This window comes from Billgrantia sp. C5P2 (assembly GCF_051062895.2).
The window spans coordinates 3340579-3358089 of record NZ_CM128542.1 but is presented as its reverse complement, the minus strand read 5'-3'; the positions used below and the strand labels follow the sequence as shown (position 1 = coordinate 3358089).

15 protein-coding genes are annotated in these 17511 nt (G+C 64.9%); 6 read left to right on the top strand and 9 right to left on the bottom strand.

All coding sequences use genetic code 11. The annotated features are described in order from the left end of the window. The first annotated feature begins 11 nt into the window (after positions 1 to 11). Positions 12 to 1073 (top strand): AI-2E family transporter, encoded by a 1062-nt coding sequence (locus ACRWQA_RS15425; protein WP_434228122.1) that lies wholly within the window; start codon positions 12 to 14, stop codon positions 1071 to 1073. Between the two features lie 22 nt (positions 1074 to 1095). On the opposite strand, the gene ACRWQA_RS15420 is transcribed toward ACRWQA_RS15425, so the two are convergent. From ACRWQA_RS15420 to ACRWQA_RS15395, 6 genes are all read right to left on the bottom strand, one after another. Beyond that, a complete protein-coding gene (locus ACRWQA_RS15420) occupies positions 1096 to 3240 on the bottom strand; it encodes an EAL domain-containing protein (RefSeq protein ID WP_434228120.1) in 2145 nt (714 codons plus the stop codon). Then, on the bottom strand, positions 3233 to 4567 hold the full coding sequence (gene nosR, locus ACRWQA_RS15415) for a response regulator c-di-GMP phosphodiesterase, NosR family (RefSeq protein WP_434228118.1): 1335 nt from the start codon (positions 4565 to 4567) through the stop codon (positions 3233 to 3235). Before nosR ends, ACRWQA_RS15420 begins: the two co-directional genes overlap by 8 nt. A gap of 118 nt (positions 4568 to 4685) precedes the next feature. Continuing rightward, positions 4686 to 5165 (bottom strand): peroxiredoxin, encoded by a 480-nt coding sequence (locus tag ACRWQA_RS15410; protein ID WP_434228116.1) that lies wholly within the window; start codon positions 5163 to 5165, stop codon positions 4686 to 4688. 82 nt (positions 5166 to 5247) lie between these two features. Continuing rightward, positions 5248 to 5670 carry a GFA family protein gene (locus tag ACRWQA_RS15405; RefSeq protein ID WP_434228115.1) on the bottom strand — a complete coding sequence of 141 codons (423 nt, stop codon included), beginning with the start codon at positions 5668 to 5670 and terminating at the stop codon, positions 5248 to 5250. A gap of 109 nt (positions 5671 to 5779) precedes the next feature. Beyond that, positions 5780 to 6895: a histone deacetylase family protein gene (locus ACRWQA_RS15400; protein WP_434228113.1), complete on the bottom strand. Its 1116-nt coding sequence runs from the start codon at positions 6893 to 6895 to the stop codon at positions 5780 to 5782. A 52-nt stretch (positions 6896 to 6947) separates the two neighbouring features. Next, positions 6948 to 7847: a LysR family transcriptional regulator gene (locus ACRWQA_RS15395; protein WP_434228111.1), complete on the bottom strand. Its 900-nt coding sequence runs from the start codon at positions 7845 to 7847 to the stop codon at positions 6948 to 6950. A gap of 135 nt (positions 7848 to 7982) precedes the next feature. On the opposite strand from ACRWQA_RS15395, the gene ACRWQA_RS15390 reads away from it, so the two are divergent. The 4 genes from ACRWQA_RS15390 to ACRWQA_RS15375 are packed head-to-tail and all read left to right on the top strand — an operon-like array spanning position 7983 to position 12656. Continuing rightward, the gene (locus tag ACRWQA_RS15390) at positions 7983 to 8957 is read left to right on the top strand and encodes a TAXI family TRAP transporter solute-binding subunit (RefSeq protein WP_263583041.1); all 975 of its coding nucleotides are present in this window, start codon (positions 7983 to 7985) and stop codon (positions 8955 to 8957) included. 18 nt (positions 8958 to 8975) lie between these two features. After that, the gene (locus ACRWQA_RS15385) at positions 8976 to 10889 is read left to right on the top strand and encodes a TRAP transporter permease (RefSeq protein WP_434228109.1); all 1914 of its coding nucleotides are present in this window, start codon (positions 8976 to 8978) and stop codon (positions 10887 to 10889) included. Then, positions 10886 to 12304: an acyclic terpene utilization AtuA family protein gene (locus ACRWQA_RS15380; protein WP_434228107.1), complete on the top strand. Its 1419-nt coding sequence runs from the start codon at positions 10886 to 10888 to the stop codon at positions 12302 to 12304. The genes ACRWQA_RS15385 and ACRWQA_RS15380 overlap by 4 nt, the downstream gene beginning before the upstream one ends. Beyond that, positions 12291 to 12656, top strand: a complete 366-nt coding sequence (locus ACRWQA_RS15375) for an AtuA-related protein (RefSeq protein ID WP_263583044.1) — start codon at positions 12291 to 12293, stop codon at positions 12654 to 12656. The genes ACRWQA_RS15380 and ACRWQA_RS15375 overlap by 14 nt, the downstream gene beginning before the upstream one ends. A gap of 124 nt (positions 12657 to 12780) precedes the next feature. On the opposite strand, the gene ACRWQA_RS15370 is transcribed toward ACRWQA_RS15375, so the two are convergent. Both ACRWQA_RS15370 and ACRWQA_RS15365 read right to left on the bottom strand, forming a co-directional pair. Further along, positions 12781 to 14133 carry an MFS transporter gene (locus tag ACRWQA_RS15370; RefSeq protein WP_263583045.1) on the bottom strand — a complete coding sequence of 451 codons (1353 nt, stop codon included), beginning with the start codon at positions 14131 to 14133 and terminating at the stop codon, positions 12781 to 12783. A 334-nt stretch (positions 14134 to 14467) separates the two neighbouring features. Further along, entirely contained in the window at positions 14468 to 15205 is a 738-nt protein-coding gene (locus tag ACRWQA_RS15365) for a murein L,D-transpeptidase catalytic domain family protein (protein ID WP_263583046.1), read from the bottom strand. A 169-nt stretch (positions 15206 to 15374) separates the two neighbouring features. On the opposite strand from ACRWQA_RS15365, the gene ACRWQA_RS15360 reads away from it, so the two are divergent. Further along, positions 15375 to 17006: a L,D-transpeptidase family protein gene (locus ACRWQA_RS15360; RefSeq protein WP_434228104.1), complete on the top strand. Its 1632-nt coding sequence runs from the start codon at positions 15375 to 15377 to the stop codon at positions 17004 to 17006. A 51-nt stretch (positions 17007 to 17057) separates the two neighbouring features. Here ACRWQA_RS15360 and ACRWQA_RS15355 read toward each other — a convergent pair whose 3' ends face one another. Beyond that, positions 17058 to 17324 (bottom strand): hypothetical protein, encoded by a 267-nt coding sequence (locus ACRWQA_RS15355; protein ID WP_263583048.1) that lies wholly within the window; start codon positions 17322 to 17324, stop codon positions 17058 to 17060. Positions 17325 to 17511 lie beyond the last annotated feature (187 nt).

Sequence of the window (17511 nt, the reverse complement as noted above, 5' to 3'; positions counted from 1 at the left end):
AAGGAGCAGGTATGGCCGACAAGGACAGCGGCACCGAAACGCTTTCGCGCTATACCCGGCGCGTGATGATCGCCATCGGGCTCGTGGCCCTCGTGGCGGTATTGCTGTACTTCGCCAGCAAGCTCATCCATGTGCTGCTGATGGTCTTTGCCGGCATCCTGGCGGCGGTGGCGATCGATGGCGTGGTGCGTTTGTGCCAGCGTTACCTGCCGATCAGGCGACTCTGGGCCCTGGTGCTGGCGCTGTTGCTGATCTTCCTGGCATTGGGCGGGCTTGGGGCACTGGTCGGTCCGCGCCTGGCGGAGCAGCTTCCACAGTTGGTGCAGCAACTCCCTGAGGCCTTTCGGCGGCTCATCGAAGTGACGCATGACCTGCCAGGCGTCGAAGCGGTCCTGCAGGAATTCGACGATCCCGCCAGCTTGCTCGGTCAGCCGGTGTTCGATCGCGTCACCTCTGCGTTTTCCACCACCTTCAGCGCGCTCACGAATTTCTTGTTGGTCCTGTTGATCGGCTTCTACCTGGTACTCAGCCCGCGCGAGTACATGAACCGGTTGGTATTGCTGTGCCCGCCAGCTCGACGCGAGCGACTGCGCCAGGTGCTGAGCCTGCAGGGGCGTTCGCTGCGGCTGTGGCTGGTGAGCCGGCTGATCTCCATGCTGTTCGTCGGTGTTGGCGTTGCCCTCGGGTTGATGTTGATGGGCGTGCCGATGGCGGGCGCGCTGGGGCTGATCGCGGGTTTGCTCTCCTTCATCCCGTACCTGGGGCCGATTCTCGGCGCCATCCCGACGATACTGATCGCCTTTCTCGAAGCGCCCGTGCTGGCGCTCTACGCCATCGGGCTCTATGTGATCATCGAGACGCTGGAGTCGAATATCGTCATGCCGCTGGCGGCCAGGGAAATGGTCAGCCTGCCGCCGGCCTTTACCGTGGTGGTCCAGCTCGCAGGAGCAGCGGTGGCGGGGGTGGCAGGGGTCATGCTGGCGACGCCTATTGCCGTGGCTGCGGTGGTGGCCGTGCAGATGCTCTATATCGAGGACGTGCTCGGCGACGACATCGACGTGCTGGGGCAGTGAAGGGTGGGCAGCGAAATGAGCGTCAGGTGTCGCTGCCGGTGTGGCCATCCTGCCCCTGTCGTCGGTTCCTGGCGTCCTGCAGGGCGGCATCGCGGATGGCTTGCTGCACGACGAGCCGAAGTTCGTCGTCGTCCCAGGGCTTGGTCAGAAACTTGTAGATGCCGCCCTCGTTGATGGCCTCCGTCACGGTCTTCAGGTCCGTGTACCCCGAAAGGATGATCTGCAGGATCTGCGGATAGAGGGCCTTCACCCGCTTGAGGAATTCCGTGCCGCTCATTTCGGGCATGCGCTGATCACTGATGACCAGTGCCACCTCCTGGGTGGCCAGCAGGTCGAAGGCGTCCCGCGCGCTGGTGGCTGTCAGGATACGATACCCGTCGCGGCGCAGGGTGCGGTTCAGGGCGCTCAGGATATTGGCTTCGTCATCGAGCAGCAGGATCGTCGGCGCGACGACGCCATGGTCCTCGGGGCGGAGGTCATTTGCCGCGGCATGGTGGTCCTGCAGGAAGGGAAGAAGCTCCTCGAAGGGCATGGGATAAGCAAAGTAGAAGCCCTGGAAGAGATCGCACAGGTGCTTGCTGAGGTAGGCATAGTGCGCTTGCGTCTCGACGCCTTCGGCGATGACCTTGAGCTGCAGGCTGTTGGCCATGGTGATGATGCCCTGGACGATGGCGGCATCCCGATGGTCGCTGGTCACTTCGCTGATGAAGGAACGGTCGATCTTGATCTTGTCGATGGGCAGGTGTTTCAGATAGCTCAGGCTGGAGAAGCCGGTGCCGAAGTCGTCGATCACCACCCCGACCCCGAGACGGCGCAGCGCGTGCAGGGTCTCGATGGCCTGGTCGGCGCTCTCGAGCATGATGTTCTCGGTCAGTTCCAGTTCCAGCAGGGCCGGGGGGAGCCCGGCTTCGTCCAGCATCTCCTGAATGCGCTCGACGAAGCCGCTACGGTGGAACTGCATCGGCGAGATATTGACCGCCATCGGGTACTCGCCCAGCCCGAGGTCGTTGAGTCGGCGGTTGTCGCGACAGGCGGTGCGAACCACCCAGTCGTTGATGGCAATGATCTGCCCGGTGTCCTCGGCAAGCCCGATGAACTCGGCCGGTGGGATGAAGCCGCGCTCGGGATGCCGCCACCGTAACAGCGCCTCGCACCCCACGATGCGGCCACTGGCGCCGTGCACCTGAGGTTGGTAGTGCAGCTCGAATTGCTGCTCGTCGATGGCACGCTGCAGGGCGCTGCGCAGTGTCACACGCTGGCTTACCCGAGTATTGAGCTCGCACGAGAACCAGTCGTAGGTGTTGCGCCCTCGCCGCTTTGCCTGGTACATGGCGAGGTCGGCCTGCTGGATGAGCTGAGTGGAAGGACTGCCCCCTTCGTGCACGGCAATACCGATGCTGGCGGTGAGGTGTAGCTCGTGCTCGTCGAGGCGGTAGGGCCTGGCGATGGCCGCCAGCAGGCGCTCGACGACGACCGTCTCGTCATCCGGCTCGGGCAGCAGCACGACGAAGGCATCGCCGCCGAGACGGGCCACGGTGTCGCTGCGCCGTACCTGCTGCTGCACCCTTGCGGCGACTTCGACGAGAACGCGATCGCCCAGCTCATGACCGAGGCTGTCGTTGATCGACTGGAAATCGTCCAGGTCGATGTAGAGCAAGGCGATGCGACGGGCGTGTCCTTGCGAGGGGAGACAGCTCTGCTGCAGTCGTCTCTCCAGCATCGAGCGGTTGGCCAGGCCGGTCAGGGCATCATGATCGGCATGATAGGCCAGCCGTTCCTCGACTCGCTTGCGCCGGCCGATGTCCTGGAAATAGACCGCCAGCCCCTCTTCGGAGGGGTAGGCATGCACTTCCAGCCACAGGTCGAGTTCCGGGTAGTACTCCTCGAAGGTGACCGATACCGAATCGGTCATGGCCCGACGGTACTCGCGCTCGAAAAGGGTGCCGGTAACCTCGGGAAAGACCTGCCACAGTACCTGGCCGACGATATCGTCGCGGGTTCTTCGAACAATGCGTTCTGCGGCCTGGTTGACGTAGCTGAACCGCCACTCCCGGTCGATCATCATGAAGCCGTCGGTGATGCTCTCGAGCAGCCCGGTCAGGCGCGCCTCGAGATGTTCGACTTGCTGACGGCATCGTGCCAGTTGAAGCTCCAGGGGTTCACTCATCGTCCTTCCCGTCACGATAAACGAGTACGGTGTAGCGCCTGTCCTCGACCTCCTCGAGTCGCATCAGCTTGTCGATCAGGTGGGCGTCGAGTTGCTTGCCCTCATGCAATAGCAGCAAACCATTGACGGAGTGAATGTCCTGGGCCAGGACCATGCCGGGCTTGAGCTGACGGGTCTCCAGTGCCAACACCGCTCGACCGTGGTTCTCGAGATCCGGCGCCTTGTCGAGGCAGAGCGTGACGAAGGCTCGGCACAAGCTGGGTTCATAGATACGTCCGGCGAACTTGCGCAGCAGTTCCAGCGCCTGGGGGCGAGGCACCTGGCGCGGCAGGATCATGCCGCGCTGCAGTTCGATGAAGTCCACGGCGAGCCCCAGTATCCGGGCGCCGTTGGGGATGGCTTCACCCTTCAGGCGATCGGGGAAACCGTTGCCGTTCCAGTGCTCGCGGTGGTGGCGAATCAGCTTTGCCGCCCCTTCCATGTGATCCAGGGCCATCAGCAGGCTCTCGCCGGTGGTCGGATAGCGGCGATAGCTCTCGCGCTGCTGGACCGAGAGCCGCTCAGTGGGGGTGACGATCAGTTGATCGTTCCAGGCGAGCTTGCCAAGGTTGTAGAGGGCGGCGGCCATCTGCAGGTCATGCTGTTGCGTTTCGTCGAGGCCGAGCTCCTCGGCGAAGGCCTGGACCAAAACGCCGACCTTGGCGTTGGTCTGGAAGCGTGGTGGAAGACGTTGATTGATCAGCGACGAGAAGACTCGGGTTGCCGTGACATAGCTCTGGCGAAGCTCGTTGAAGGCCACCTCCAGCATGTCGGCGGTCTGCTTGAGCTCCTGGGTACGCGCCTCGACGCGTTGCTCCAGGGTGGCAGTGAGTTCGGTGAGTTCGCGGTTCTGGGCGCGTGTCAGCGCCTCGAGCCGCTTCCGTTCACGCTGGGATTGCTGGTGCTGGAGTGCCTGGCGCAGGGTCAGGCGCAGCCTTTCATCGTCCCAAGGCTTGGCCAGGTAGCCGTAGATGTGGCCCTCGTTGATGGCGCGTATGGTGGAGGCCTGGTCGCACTGGCCGGTCAGCAGCAGGCGCTGGCACTCCGGCCACTGCTGCTGGACGCGGGCAAGCAGTTCGATACCGTCCATGCCCGGCATGAGCGCATCGCTCAGGACCAGGTCGATGGGCTCGCTTTCGAGGATTTCCAGGGCCTCCTGACCACCCTTGGCGGTATGCAGGGCATACCCTTCAAGGCGCAGCATCCGTGTCAGGGCGGAGAGCACATTGGGCTCGTCATCGACCAGAAGCAGCCTGGCGGGTGCGGCGTCCTGCGTCACGTCTTCCATGCAGCTTACTCCCTTCCCGGTGAAGCATGGTGCCGAAACGGCCTCAACTGGGATATCGGCGGAAAGGGAGGAAGCTTTAGCAAACGGGGCTTTAGAGCCTTGCAGGGAAGCGAGAGCCCTAAAGGTGAGTGAGTACGGTGTCGACGCTGCTCTTGTCGACCACGCCGCGTTCGGTGTCGATGCCGACGTATGACACCACGCCATCCTCGGCGATCAGCGCGAAGCGCAGGCAGCGAATGCCCATGCAGGCAGCGCTGGAATCCTTCTCCATGCCCAGGGCACGAGTCAGCTCGGCGTTGCCGTCGGCCAGCATCAGGATCGCCTCGGCGTTCTGGTCCTTCTGCCAGGCGCGCATCACGAAGGCGTCGTTGACCGCCATGCAGGCCAGGGTGTCGGCCTTCTCCAGCACCTTGTCGGCCTTGATCACGAAGCCGGGCATGTGGGTGTTGGAACAGCCGGGCGTAAAGGCGCCCGGTACGCCGAACAGCACCACCCGCTTGCCGGAGAAAATCTCGTTAGTGGTGATGTCTACGGGGCCGTCGGGGCTGATGGTCTTGATCTTCACCTCGGGGATCTTGTCGCCTACGGAGATGGGCATTGAACAGCTCCATGTCATGTCGTTGGTAGCGATACTGTAGCGCAGTATGGCGGCTTGGCACGTTGCCGAATGTTGCCTGGGGTCAGCTGCCCTGATAGGCGTCGAAGACTTCCTGCCCGGTCATGTCGCGGGTCTCGTTGGCGAAGCGGTAGAACGCCGGTTTCTGGTCGATGAAGATCTGCGAATCGAAGTTCCACGCCTCGCCGCCGTCGACCAGGCCGACCGGAACGGCGTAGTGATTGCCGTCCTTGAGGCGGTAGAAGAGGTGGGTGCCGCAGCGCCGGCAGAAGCCACGCTCGGCCCAGTCCGAAGAGGCATAGACCGTGATGTTCTCCTCGCCTTCGATCTCGACATCGCTGACCGACTCCAGTGCCAGCAGCGGGCCGCCGCCCCAGGTGCGGCACATGTCGCAGTGGCAGGCGCCGACGTTCTGCTTGTTGACCGCCACGGCGACTTTCACCGCGCCGCACAGGCAGCTGCCGCGTGCATTCATTCCGTCTTTCATGAACTTCCCTCCGTCGAGCATGGAAATGATCTTCATGGCGAAGGATAGCCTTCACCGGGAAGGTTCGCAGCCTCATGGCGCCCGTATGCGACGCCGCCATGTGTGCCTGTCAAGGTGGTGAGTCGGGATCCTCCGAGGTGAACGCTTGACGGTGGAAGGCGGCCGCCGCCTGGGCTTCGGCAACGCCGATGAGCCCGGGCGTGGGGGCTTCTCCCCCGGCCAATACCGCCAGCACCGTCCTCACGCCGCGAGACAGGGAGAGCAAGTGATATCCGCCTTCCAGTACGAAGACCAGCCGTCCATCGCAATGCTGGTGGGCCAGCGTCTGCAGCATGCGGGTCATGACGGCAAAGCCTTCATAGGAGACGTTGAGCGCAAGGTCGAACGGATGGGGGTCGAAGCCGGCCGAGACCAGAATCAGGTCCGGCTGGAACCAGTTCGCCGCGGGGACCAGTATCTCCTCGAAGGCCTTGAGGTAGGCCTGGTCGCCGGCGCCCGCCGGCATGGGCACATTGACGGTGGTACCCTCGCCGAGGCCCACGCCGACATCCTCGAGGTTGCCCGTGCCGGGATAGAAGGGAGAGGCACGATGGATATCGAAGAGCATCACGTTGGGGTCGGCCCAGAAGATGTCCTGGGTGCCGTTGGCGTGATGGGCGTCCCAGTCGACGATCAATACGCGTTCGCAGCCAAGCTCGGCCCTGGCATGGGCCGCTGCCACCGCCACATTGTTGAACAGGCAGAAGCCACGGGCACGAACGGGTTCGGCGTGGTGGCCGGGGGGGCGTACCACGGCGAAGGCGCTTTGGCTTCGCCCCTGGATGACGGCTTCCACCGCGGCGATGGTCGTGCCGGCGGCGACCTCCGCCGCGTCGACGCTGCCGGGAGAGACGGCAGTGGTGTCGACGTCGAGCCAGGCGTTCTGGCCGCGCAGGTCGTAGACATGGTCCAGGTAGGAACTGGTATGGACGCGCCCCAGCTGCTCGCGGGTGGCTGCCTTTCCTGTTTCAAACCTAACGCCGGCAACCGGTTCGAGTTCCAGAAGATGGTGGATGGCACTCAGCCGGCCGGCGTGTTCCGGATAGGTCCAGGGTACCTTGAGTGCCGAGAGCAGTTCGCGCACACGCTTATCCATGCGACCTGGCAGGAAAGGGGCTTCGGAATCAGGCTGGTGGGACAGGGTGCGCTCGTCATAGAAGGCGATCACGCTATTGGGCTCAGCCACTGGCTGCTCCTGAGGGTCAGGGTTCTTTCCCAGCATAGCGTCTCAGCAAGGTCTAGCTGCTCGAATCCAGTGTTGCCTCCTGAATCAGCACACGTAGCGCCGCGGCAGCGGCGGAGAGCGGATGGCGGTGGCGCATGACGATGCCCAGCGGGCGCTCGACGTCGGGAGCCGTCAACGGCCGGTAGTCGATGCCGTCGGTGGCGATCTGGCGAAAGCTGAGCCGCGGCAGCACGCTGATACCGAGGCCGGCGGCCACCATACGCCCTACGGTGGCGATCTGGCTGGTGTCGCACAGAATCGCAAGCGGTGCGCTGACCTCGGCCATGATGCGGTCGATGTCCTGGCGCGAACTGGAAAGACGGCTGATACCGATGAAGGGGTAGCCGGCCAACTGCGACCAGCGCACGCTCTGCTGTTCGAGCAGCGGATGCCCGCTGGGGCAGACCGCCACGTAGCGATCCACCAGCACCGGCTCGAAGGAGAGCTCCTCGGTGTCGTGGGGGGCCACCGACAGCCCCAGGTCGGCGCGACCCTCGCGCACCAGTTGGCTGACCTGCTCGGCGAGCACGTCGTGCAGGCTAATATTGATGCGCGGGTAGCGGGCGTGAAAGGTAGCGATGATACCGGGCAGCAGCCCTGCCGCCAGGGTGGGCAGGGCGGCCACGGTGACCTTGCCGCGCTGCTTGGAGAAGCGCTCCTCGAGGTCCTCGAAGGCTTCGGACCAGTCGTTGAGCAGGCGTATCGCCACCGGTAGGAAGGCCTTGCCCTCGGGGGTCAGGCTGAGCTGGCGCGCGGTACGCGAGAACAGCGCGCCGCCGACGGCTTCCTCCAGCTTGCGCAGGGCGATGGAGATCGCCGGCTGTGAAAGGTGGATGCGCTCGCTGGCCTCGGCCAGGCTGCTCGACTGGGCGACGGCGACGAAGGCACGAAGCTGCTTGATGTTGGGTTTCATTTAGAAAGTAAAACACAAGTTAAAAACTATTCAATATACAAAATATACGTGTCGCACCATGCTGACCGTGCGGGGCTATTCCCGTGTGAGACACGACAACAACAAGCCCGCAAGCCCGGGCCCAAGGAGCCACTCATGAAGCCAACCACGAAAACCCTGCTGGCCGCCATGGCTAGTACCGCCCTGCTTTCCGCCGCTGCCGTACAAGCCCAGGAGCGCCTGCTGATCGGCTCGACCTCCAGCTCATCGAGCCACTACGGCTACTTCGTCGCCGTCAACCAGATCATCAACAATCAGGTCGATGGCGTCAGCGCCTCGGTGGCGGAAACCGGCGCCACCGTCGATAACCTGCGCCGCCTGAGCCGTAGCCAGATCGACATGGGGCTGGTGACCACCAACACCGGCTACCACGCCTATGCGGGGCAGCACGACTTCGACGGCCGCCCGGTCGACAGCCGCCTGCTGTGGGTCTATACCGTGGCGCCCCAGAACGTGGTGATACGCGAGGATGCCGGCGTTTCCACTCTGGAGGAACTCGACGGCGTGCGCTTCAATCCGGGCATTACCGGCTCGGCTACCGAGAGCACCACCGAAGCGGTGCTCGAGGCACTCGGTATCTCACCCGACTACGTGCGTGGCTCGACTACCGACGTGGTCGATTCGATCAAGGACGGCCGCATCATGGGCTACGTGAAGTCCGGGGTCGGCAACAAGCTCGACGGCTCGACCATGGATATCGCCACCTTCACGCCGGTCAATGTGCTGTCGCTCACGGGCGAGCAGGCCGAGACCCTGCGTGCCGAGATGCCCGATCTGGCCGTGGTCGATATTCCCGAGGGTGCCGGCGAAGGCATCCCGGCCTATACCACCTGGGCCTTCGGCGTCGCCGTGCATGCCCACCCGGACCTCGACGAGGAGACCGCCTACCAGATCGTCAAGGCGGTGATGGAGAACCCCGAGCCCCAGGCCAATGCCTTCTCGGCGGTACGTGACGAGGACCTGGCACAGATGACCCTGGAGGTCGGCACCGTGCCGCTGCATGCCGGCGCGGCGCGTTACTTCGAAGAGCAGGGCCTGGAGATTCCCGACGCCCTGCAGCCCGTCGAGTAACGCCAGGAGGCGATTGTCATGCGCGAGAACCTGACCAAGCTGCTGGCCCTCGCACTGGGCGGGCTGATCCTCTACACCTCGGCGACCGGCCCCTTCGAGAGCCTGATCCAGCGGGCCATCTTTCTCGCGCTGGTGATCCTGCTGGGGTTGACGCTCTATCCGCTGGGCGCGGGCAAGCGCTGGCGGCCACTGGGGCTTGGCGTCGACCTGGTGCTGGCCGTCGGCACGGTGCTGGCCTGCGGCTACGTGGCGATGAATCATGAACGGATTCTCGTCGAGCTGCCCTGGGCCACGCCGCAGGACATGCTGTTCACCGGCGTGCTGGTGGTGACGGTGCTGGAACTCTCCCGGCGCGCCATCGGCGCGATCTTCCCGCTGCTGGTGCTGGCGGGGCTGGCCTATGCCTGGCTAGGGGCGGCGATTCCCGGGCCGCTGGGGCATCGCGGCTTCGATCTCTACTTCATCACCGAGACGCTCTACCTGGGTGACCTGGGCGTGTGGGGCATGCTGGTCGGCGTAGCCGCCACTACCATCGCCGCCTTCGTGCTGTTCGGCTGCCTGCTGTTGCATACCGGTGGCGGCCAGACCTTCATGGACCTGGCGCTGCGCATCAGCGGCCGCTCGCCGGGCGGTGCCGCCAAGGTGGCTACCGTGGCCTCGGGGCTGTTCGGCATGGTCAGCGGCAGTGCCGTGGCCAACGTGGCCACTACCGGAAACTTCACCATTCCGATGATGAAGCGGCTCAAGTATCCGGCGCCCTTCGCCTCGGGGGTGGAGGCGGTGGCGTCCACCGGTGGCCAGATCGCGCCGCCGATCCTGGGTGCCGCGGCCTTCATCATGGCCGAGATCCTCGGCGAGAGTTACCTGCGCATCGCGCTCGCTGCGCTGCTGCCGGCGATTCTGTTCTATCTCGGCGTGTTCCTGACCATCCACCTGGTGGCGCGGCGTCGCAATCTGCAGGTGGTGCCCGATGAGGAGCTGCCGAGCTGGCCCGAGGTGCTGCGTCCGGAGCGGATCGTGCCGATCCTGGCGGCGCTGGGCGGGCTCTTCTACGGCGTGCTGTCGGGGCGTTCGATCCAGATGGCGGCCTTCTACGGCATCCTGATGACGGTGCTGACCTTCGTGCCCTTCGCCTTGCTGGCGCGCCGGCCGCTGCGTGAGATCGCCGGCAAGCTGCTCTCGGGGCTGATCGATGCCGGCAAGGGCATGGTGATCATCGGCGTGCTGCTGGCCGGAGCGCAGATGCTGGTGGCGATGATCGGCATGACCGGCATCGGCGTGACCCTGGCCAGCCTGATCGTCAACGTTGGGGGAGAGTCGCTGTTCCTGGTGGCCTTCATCGTCGGTGGCGTGTGCCTGATCCTGGGCATGGGCATCCCCACCACGGCGGCCTACGTGCTGGTGGCCTCGGTATTGGCGCCGGCACTCACCACCATCGGCGTCGAGCCGCTGATCGCCCACCTGTTCGTGTTCTACTTCGCCACGCTCTCCGTCATTACGCCGCCGGTGTGCGTGGCGGTGTTCGTTGCGGCGGGCATCGCCGGTACCAACTGGCTGCCGGCGGCCGGCGAGGCGGTGCGCCTGGCGGCGGCGATCTACGTGATCCCCTTCCTGCTGCTGATCTACCCGGCCCTGGCGGGCTTCGGCAGTGCCGTCGATATCCTGCTGGCCAGCTCCCAGGGTGTGGTGTTCGTGGTCGCCTTCGCCGCGCTGATGTCGCGGGTGGCAATGACCGGCCACCGGCTTATGGATGTGTCCGGGCTCGTGCTGGTGGTGGGCCTGGCGCTGATTCCCGGTTGGCTGACCACGGCCGGCGCGCTGCTGGTGCTGGTGGCGCTCTTTGCCAGAAGGCGCCAGCGCCTGGCGGCGGACGCCACGCGCGAGAAGACATCGAATAGCCACGGCATGCCGGCCAAGGAGACCCACCCATGACCTTTCTGCTGGGAAGTGGGGCCGGCTTCTCCGGTGATCGTACCGATGCGGCAATTCCGGTGGTAGCCGAACTGATCCGCCGCGGCCAGCCCTCCGCCTTGCTCTTCGAGACCCTGGGCGAGCGCACCCTTGCGGCGGCCCACCGCGCCATGCGTGACGACCCGCAGGCGGGCTTCGAGCCTTTGTTAGAAGAACTGCTCGCGCCAGTGCTCGACGACTGCCTGCGCCACGGCATCGCCATCCTCGGCAACTTCGGTGCGGCCAACCCGGAGGGCGCCTGCCGTGTAGTGGCCGAGCTGGCCGCGCGCACCGAGCGGGGCGGGGCTAGAATCGGCCGGGTGCACGGCGACGACATCCGTGCACGCCTGGGCGAGCTGGAGCTGCAGCGCTGGGAGGCGGAGAACCGTGAGCTACCCGGCGAGGAGGCGCTGATCTCGGCCAACGTCTACCTCGGCGCGGCGCCTCTGGTCGAGGCGCTCGGGCTCGGTGCCGAGGTGGTGGTCAGCGGCCGGGTGGCCGACCCGGCGCTGTTCCTGGCCCCGCTGGTGCACCACTTCGGCTGGGCCTGGGACGACTGGGACCGACTGGCCGCCGGCATGATGGCCGGCCACCTGGGCGAGTGCGGTGCCCAGGTCACGGGAGGCTACTTCGCCGACCCCGGCTGCAAGGAGGTGCCGGACCTGGCGCGGGTCGGCTACCCGATCATCGAGGTGGAGGAGGACGGCAGCCTGGTGGTGACCAAGCCCGCCGGTACCGGCGGCATGGTCACCGAGCGCACGGTCAAGGAGCAGTTGCTCTACGAAGTGCACGACCCGGCCAACTATCTGACCCCCGACGTGGTGGTGGACCTCTCCTCCGTGCGGGTCGAGGAGATCGGTCCCGACCGGGTGGCGGTAACCGGCATCCGCGGCAAGCCGGCTCCACAGCGGCTCAAGACCACTGTCTGCTACGAGGGTGGCTGGCAGGGCGAGGCGGAGATCTCCTACGCCGGACCCAACGCCCTGGCCCGTGCCCGGCTGGCCGCCGAGGTCCTGCGCGAGCGGCTGACCTTCCGTGCGCCGCCGGAGCTGCGCTCGCGGCTGGACATCGTCGGTCACGCCAGCGTGTTCGACAGCGATGCCGGCGACCTGCAGCGCACGATGCCGGCGAGCGCCAGCGGCGACTACCGCCTGCGCCTGGCCGTCGAGCACGCCGAACGGCGCTGGGTGGAGCGCGCTACCCAGGAACTGCTGGCGCTCTACTGCGCCGGCCCGGCCGGCGGCGGCGGGGTGCGTCGCCAGTTCCAGCGCCGCGTGTGCACCGCCTCCTACCTGGCCAAGCGTAGCGACGTGGAAGCCTTCGCCACCCTGTTCGATGCCACTCTTTTCGAGACGAAGATGGCCAACGAGAGGAGCGCCGCCGATGTCACCCGCTGAAGCGAACCTGGCCGCAAACCTTAACGACGGGCGCGAGATACCGCTGCATCACCTGGCCCACGCCCGTGCCGGCGACAAGGGCGACCGGCTCAACCTGGCGCTGTTCGCCTTCGAGCCGCACCACTACGAGACGTTGGTGGAACAGGTCACCGAGGAACGGGTGCTGGCGCTGTTCGCTCATCGGGGGGCGAGTCGCGTGCGCCGCTACCTGATGCCGGGCCTTGCCGGCATGAACCTGGTGATCGACGACGTGCTGCAGGGCGGGGTCAACGGTGCCCTCAACCTGGATGGCCACGGCAAGACGCTCTCCTTCCTGCTGCTGGGCATGAGCGTCACAGTCGAGAAAGCGTGAGACCCCGCTATAGGGAACGGCGCCTGCCCGGATTCGCATGACATCGTCACGGGAACCTGGGCAGACGCCGTTATCTGGTGGTGATCGTTCAGCCGCCCGGCAGTGACTGCCGGGCGGCTTTCGCTCAGCGCAGCGATAGGGCACCGGCGCCGGTATCATCGCCCACCGCATCGGTATAGGCCTTGGCTTCCTCGGCTTCGACCTCGGGCGAGAAGCGCACGACCAGAGCACACAGCGAGGCGATGATCACGGCGATGCCGAGATAGAACAGCCCCTGCTGATAAGAGATCGTCTCCGAGCGGAACAAGAAACCGGCCGCTACGGCGCCGGCGTTGCCGCCGGCCCCGACGATGCCGGCTACCGCTCCCAGCGCCTTCTTGTTGATGAAGGGCACCACGCCGAAGGTGGCGCCTTCGGCCATCTGCACGAACAGGCTGAACACCAGCATGATGCCGATGGCCAGTGTCAGCACGTGCATCTGCGAGAAGAACATCAGCGCGATACCTTCGCAGAGCATGGCGATGAACAGCCAGCGCACGCGGCCCTTGAGCCCGCCGTTACGTGCGAAGAGGTCGGAAAAGATGCCACCCAGCGTGCGGGCGAAGATGTTCATCAACCCGAACAGGCCGGCAATGATGCCGGCGGTGGCCAGTGTCAGGTCGAAGTTGTCGAAGAAGTAGATGGCGGCAATGTTGTTGATGGTCAGCTCGACGCCGAAGCAGGCGGCATACACCACGAACAGGGCCCACACCCGGATATCCTTGGCTGCGGTCTTGAAGCTGGCACCCATGCCATGCTCGCCATTGGCTTCGGGGAGTTCGCCGCGGGCGCGCAGCTCACTGAAGTTGCCGTCGGGGGCATCCTGGGTGAAGCGGTAGTAGGCGATACCGGCGAAGAACAGCACCACGCCTGGGACCAGCATCGCCAGGCGCCAGCCGAGCGCCTCGTTGACGCCGAGCATCAGGATGCCGGAGAAGATCAGCGGCATCAGGATCTGTGTGGTGCCGCCACCCAGGTTGCCCCAGCCGGCCGAGGTGGCGTTGGCGGTGCCGACCACGTTGGGCGCGAACATCACCGAGGTGTGGTACTGGGTGATGACGAAGGAGGCACCGATGGCGCCGATGGCCAGGCGCGCCAGGAAGAAGGTTTCGAAGCTCGAGGCCAGGCCGATGCCCATGACCGGCAGCGAACCCAGGCACAGCAGCCAGGTGTAGGCCTTGCGCGGCCCGATGCGGTCGCAGAGCACGCCCATCACCAGACGTACCACAATGGTGATGGCCACTGAGGCGATGATGGTATTGCCGATCTGGGTCTTGGTCAGCCCCAGGTCGTCGCGCACGACGGCCATCAGCGGGGCGATGCCGAACCAGCCGAAGAAGCAGAGGTGGAAGGCGAACCAGGAGAAGTGGAAGGCGCGCATCTGGGGCGTGCGCAGGTTCAGGAGGCGAATGCGGTTCGCCTTGTTGCGAATTTCCATGGGCTATGACCTCGTACGGATTGCCGATACGTGAGTTCGCCCTTCTCCGTTGAAGGTCAGGTCTGACGCACTCGTGCTTCCGTCGAGAAGCCTGGTCCACGCCTACCCAGCATTTGATTTATATCAAGCAACCTATTTGCCAAATCGTTGGCTTGTTCTTTTAAAACATTCAGTTGTGGTGCGCTGGAGCCTGACGGGAGGTATCGGGGAGGAGTGCCGATGTGGTAGGAATGGTGCAGCGCCGCAGAAGAATGCCCCCTGCTGGTGCCGCAGGGGAGTTTGAAGAGTAAGGCTTGAAAGAGAAAAACCGGGGGGAAAGGGTGGGGCGAAAGGCTCAGTGCATGGCCAATTGCGTGGGAGCCTGGTCGCACCTGAGGAAGGCGGAGTTCTCCAGCCACTCGGGGTCGGGATAGTAGGCGAACAGATAGTGGTCCTCCTTGATACTATCGATCAGCGGGTAGGTCACTTCCTGGCGTACCGCCGGACAGCCGTGGCTACGGCCCAGGCGGCCGGTTTTCTGGATGAAGGACTCGCTGACGTAGTCGGCGCCGTGGATCACGATGGCGCGCTGGTAGGCCAGGTCGTTGACGCCGTTTTCCAGCCCTTCCAGTCGCAGCGAGTAGCCGTTGCTGCCGTAGTAGCTGTTCATGGTGCGGAACAAGCCCAGGCTCGACTGGTAGCTTTCGGGGGTGTTGGAGAACAGCGTGGCCTCGGCATCGCCCGAGCCGCGGCCGTGGGAGACCAGCTCTTCGAACATCAGCCGCTCCTCCGACAGGTCGAAGACCCACAGGCGTGGCTCGGTGGAAGGGCGCGAGAAGTCGATCACCGCCAAGCGCTCGGCATCGGGCTCGGCGCAGGCCAGGGCGTTGGCGGCCAGTTGCAGCACCTGCGGGTCGGCGGCCGGCGCGAGGCGAGTCAGGGTCTGGGCCAACGGCGCGGAGGCCGGGTAAGAGAGGCCTGCCTGGGCCAGGAAATCACCGGCGTGGACGGTGGAAAGGGCGCTGGAGAGAGTGACCATCAGGGAGGTGGCCAGGGTCGATAGCGGAAGTCGCAGGGTCGGTAGAAAGCGCATCGAACATGCCTGTACGTTGGCACCGCGAGCGGCAGATACCTCTCGCAGAAATATAAAAAGGTAAAATCAGGTAAACGGACCCGGCTGACTGGCAGCCATGTACCAGACCTTATTATGAAGGGAGCGGCCAGGAAGACCAGACCAGCCATCAACGGAGCAGGAGCAACAGATGCGGGTTATTACATGGATGGGAATGTTGATGCTGCTGCTTGGCCTCGTGCCTCAGGCCTGGGCGGAGCAGGGGGAGGCCGCAAGAGCCTGGGAAGACGAGCCGGGCGTAGTGGGCGAACTGGCCCGTCAGGCGGCTTCGGAAGGGGCGCGAATGCAGGCCTTCTATGCCCTGCGTGACTATCGCCCGGCATGGCAGGACGCCGACACCGTGGCGGCGTTCACCTCGGCGTTGCACACCCTCGAAAGCGATGGGCTCCACCCCCGCGATTATCGCCCGGACGAGTTGAGGAATCGGCATCGAGCGGTCTATGAGGATGGCGCCGATATCGAGGCGCAGGCGCAATACGATCTGTTTGCCACGCGGCAGCTACTACTGTCACTCGATCATCTGCAGCGCGGCAAGGTCGATCCCGAATCGCTCGATACCGGTTGGGAGGTGCCGGTGGCGCCCCCCGATTACTCCCTCGAGGCGGTGTCCAGTGCCGTGGATCAGCAGAGATTCGAGGCACTCATCGGTGAAGTGCGGCCGGATTTCATCCCCTACCAGCGGCTGCGCTCGGGACTGGCGCGCTATCGCAACATCGAGAAACTGGGCGGCTGGCCGCGCCTGCCGGAGCGGGAGCGTGCGCTGCGCCCGGGGGACGTCGACGAAGATGTCCCGCTGTTACGCGAGCGTCTAGCGGTCGTCGGTGAACTCGAGATATTGATCGCCGATAACGACATCTTTCCCGGAGGGGAGTTCGAGGCGCCTGATCCGCGTCTCTACGATGCCAGCCTCGAGGCCGCGGTAAAGCGCTTCCAGCGTCGGCACCTGCTGGAAGCGGATGGGGTCATCGGGCGTCAGACTCTGGCGGCACTCAACGTGCCGGTAGAGCGTCGTATCGACCAGATTCGCCTCAACATGGAGCGTGCCCGCTGGCTGCTGCACGGGTTGCCGGAGTCTTTCGTGCTGGTCGACATCGCCGGCTACCGGCTCAGTTACTATCGCCCTGACGGCCAGATCTGGCGTTCGCGTATCGTGGTGGGTCAGCCCTATCGGCGCACGCCCTCGCTACGTTCGGAAATCACCCACATGAAGGTGAACCCCACCTGGACGATACCGCCCACGATCAAGCGCGAGGATGTATTGCCCCGGGTGCGGCAGGATCTCGGCTATCTGTGGCGCGAGAGGATCCAGGTGCTGAGCCCGTCGGGCGCGCCCCTCGACCCCTGGGAAATCGACTGGAACAACCCTGGCAACATCGTCTTGCGCCAGGCTCCGGGGCCGCAGAATGCCTTGGGTCAACTCGTCATCCGCTTTCCCAACGATCACATGGTCTATCTCCACGACACGCCGTCCCAGAGTCTCTTCTCTCGCGAGCAGCGCGCCTTCAGTTCCGGCTGCATCCGCGTGGAGAACATTCGCGAGCTGGGCCAGCTGTTGTTCGACGATACTCGCAGCGGTCACGACGTGGAGCAGCGAATAGAAAGCGAGGAGACACAAAACGTGCGCCTGACCCATCGCATGCCCATCATCATCCACTACTGGACGGTGAATCCCGGCGATGACGGCGAACTCTCGTTCCGTCCCGACATCTACGAGCGCGACGATGCCCTGCTGCGTGCGTTGGATCGCCCGCTGTCTCGGTGAGCCAGCGGGCGGGGGGAAGGCCCCGGTCACGTCCTGTGACCGGGGCCATGGCTAAGCCAGGCGCGCTCCGCAGCGGGGACAGACATCGCGCACGCTTTCGGTTGCGCTGGGCTTGCTGTCGGCACTGGCGCTTGCGTGTGCCTTGCCGGAAGCGAGACGCTCCGGGTGGATCGCCACCAGCTTGCCGCGTTCCCAGCGCAGGCCGATGTCCTTGAGCATGCGTGGGTCGCAGTCGCGCAGCGAGGCGTCACGACGGCGATTGGCGTAGTGGGTGCGCACGGCATCCAGCAGGCGACGGGTAGCGTTGAGTACTGCCATGGTCTCGGTCTCCTTGAGTGGAGGCCGGGAACTTGTGCGCGGTAGGCGGGAAATGAATCATGCTTGGCCGCGACAAGTGCCGCGGCCAGCGTCCTTCAGGTGTCGTCGTTTCGACGGCTGGCACACGGCAGCAGCAAACAGGTACGCATCGCGTTAATGAATACGCGATGTTGCCAATTCGCCTTGT

Bases quoted from the DNA above. Each gene is read 5' to 3' on its own strand.
- ACRWQA_RS15425 (WP_434228122.1), top strand. From the start codon at position 12: ATGGCCGACAAGGACAGCGGCACCGAAACGCTTTCGCGCTATACCCGG.
- ACRWQA_RS15420 (WP_434228120.1), bottom strand. From the start codon at position 3,240: ATGAGTGAACCCCTGGAGCTTCAACTGGCACGATGCCGTCAGCAAGTC.
- nosR (WP_434228118.1), bottom strand. From the start codon at position 4,567: ATGGAAGACGTGACGCAGGACGCCGCACCCGCCAGGCTGCTTCTGGTC.
- ACRWQA_RS15410 (WP_434228116.1), bottom strand. From the start codon at position 5,165: ATGCCCATCTCCGTAGGCGACAAGATCCCCGAGGTGAAGATCAAGACC.
- ACRWQA_RS15405 (WP_434228115.1), bottom strand. From the start codon at position 5,670: ATGAAAGACGGAATGAATGCACGCGGCAGCTGCCTGTGCGGCGCGGTG.
- ACRWQA_RS15395 (WP_434228111.1), bottom strand. From the start codon at position 7,847: ATGAAACCCAACATCAAGCAGCTTCGTGCCTTCGTCGCCGTCGCCCAG.
- ACRWQA_RS15390 (WP_263583041.1), top strand. From the start codon at position 7,983: ATGAAGCCAACCACGAAAACCCTGCTGGCCGCCATGGCTAGTACCGCC.
- ACRWQA_RS15385 (WP_434228109.1), top strand. From the start codon at position 8,976: ATGCGCGAGAACCTGACCAAGCTGCTGGCCCTCGCACTGGGCGGGCTG.
- ACRWQA_RS15380 (WP_434228107.1), top strand. From the start codon at position 10,886: ATGACCTTTCTGCTGGGAAGTGGGGCCGGCTTCTCCGGTGATCGTACC.
- ACRWQA_RS15375 (WP_263583044.1), top strand. From the start codon at position 12,291: ATGTCACCCGCTGAAGCGAACCTGGCCGCAAACCTTAACGACGGGCGC.
- ACRWQA_RS15370 (WP_263583045.1), bottom strand. From the start codon at position 14,133: ATGGAAATTCGCAACAAGGCGAACCGCATTCGCCTCCTGAACCTGCGC.
- ACRWQA_RS15365 (WP_263583046.1), bottom strand. From the start codon at position 15,205: ATGCGCTTTCTACCGACCCTGCGACTTCCGCTATCGACCCTGGCCACC.
- ACRWQA_RS15360 (WP_434228104.1), top strand. From the start codon at position 15,375: ATGCGGGTTATTACATGGATGGGAATGTTGATGCTGCTGCTTGGCCTC.
- ACRWQA_RS15355 (WP_263583048.1), bottom strand. From the start codon at position 17,324: ATGGCAGTACTCAACGCTACCCGTCGCCTGCTGGATGCCGTGCGCACC.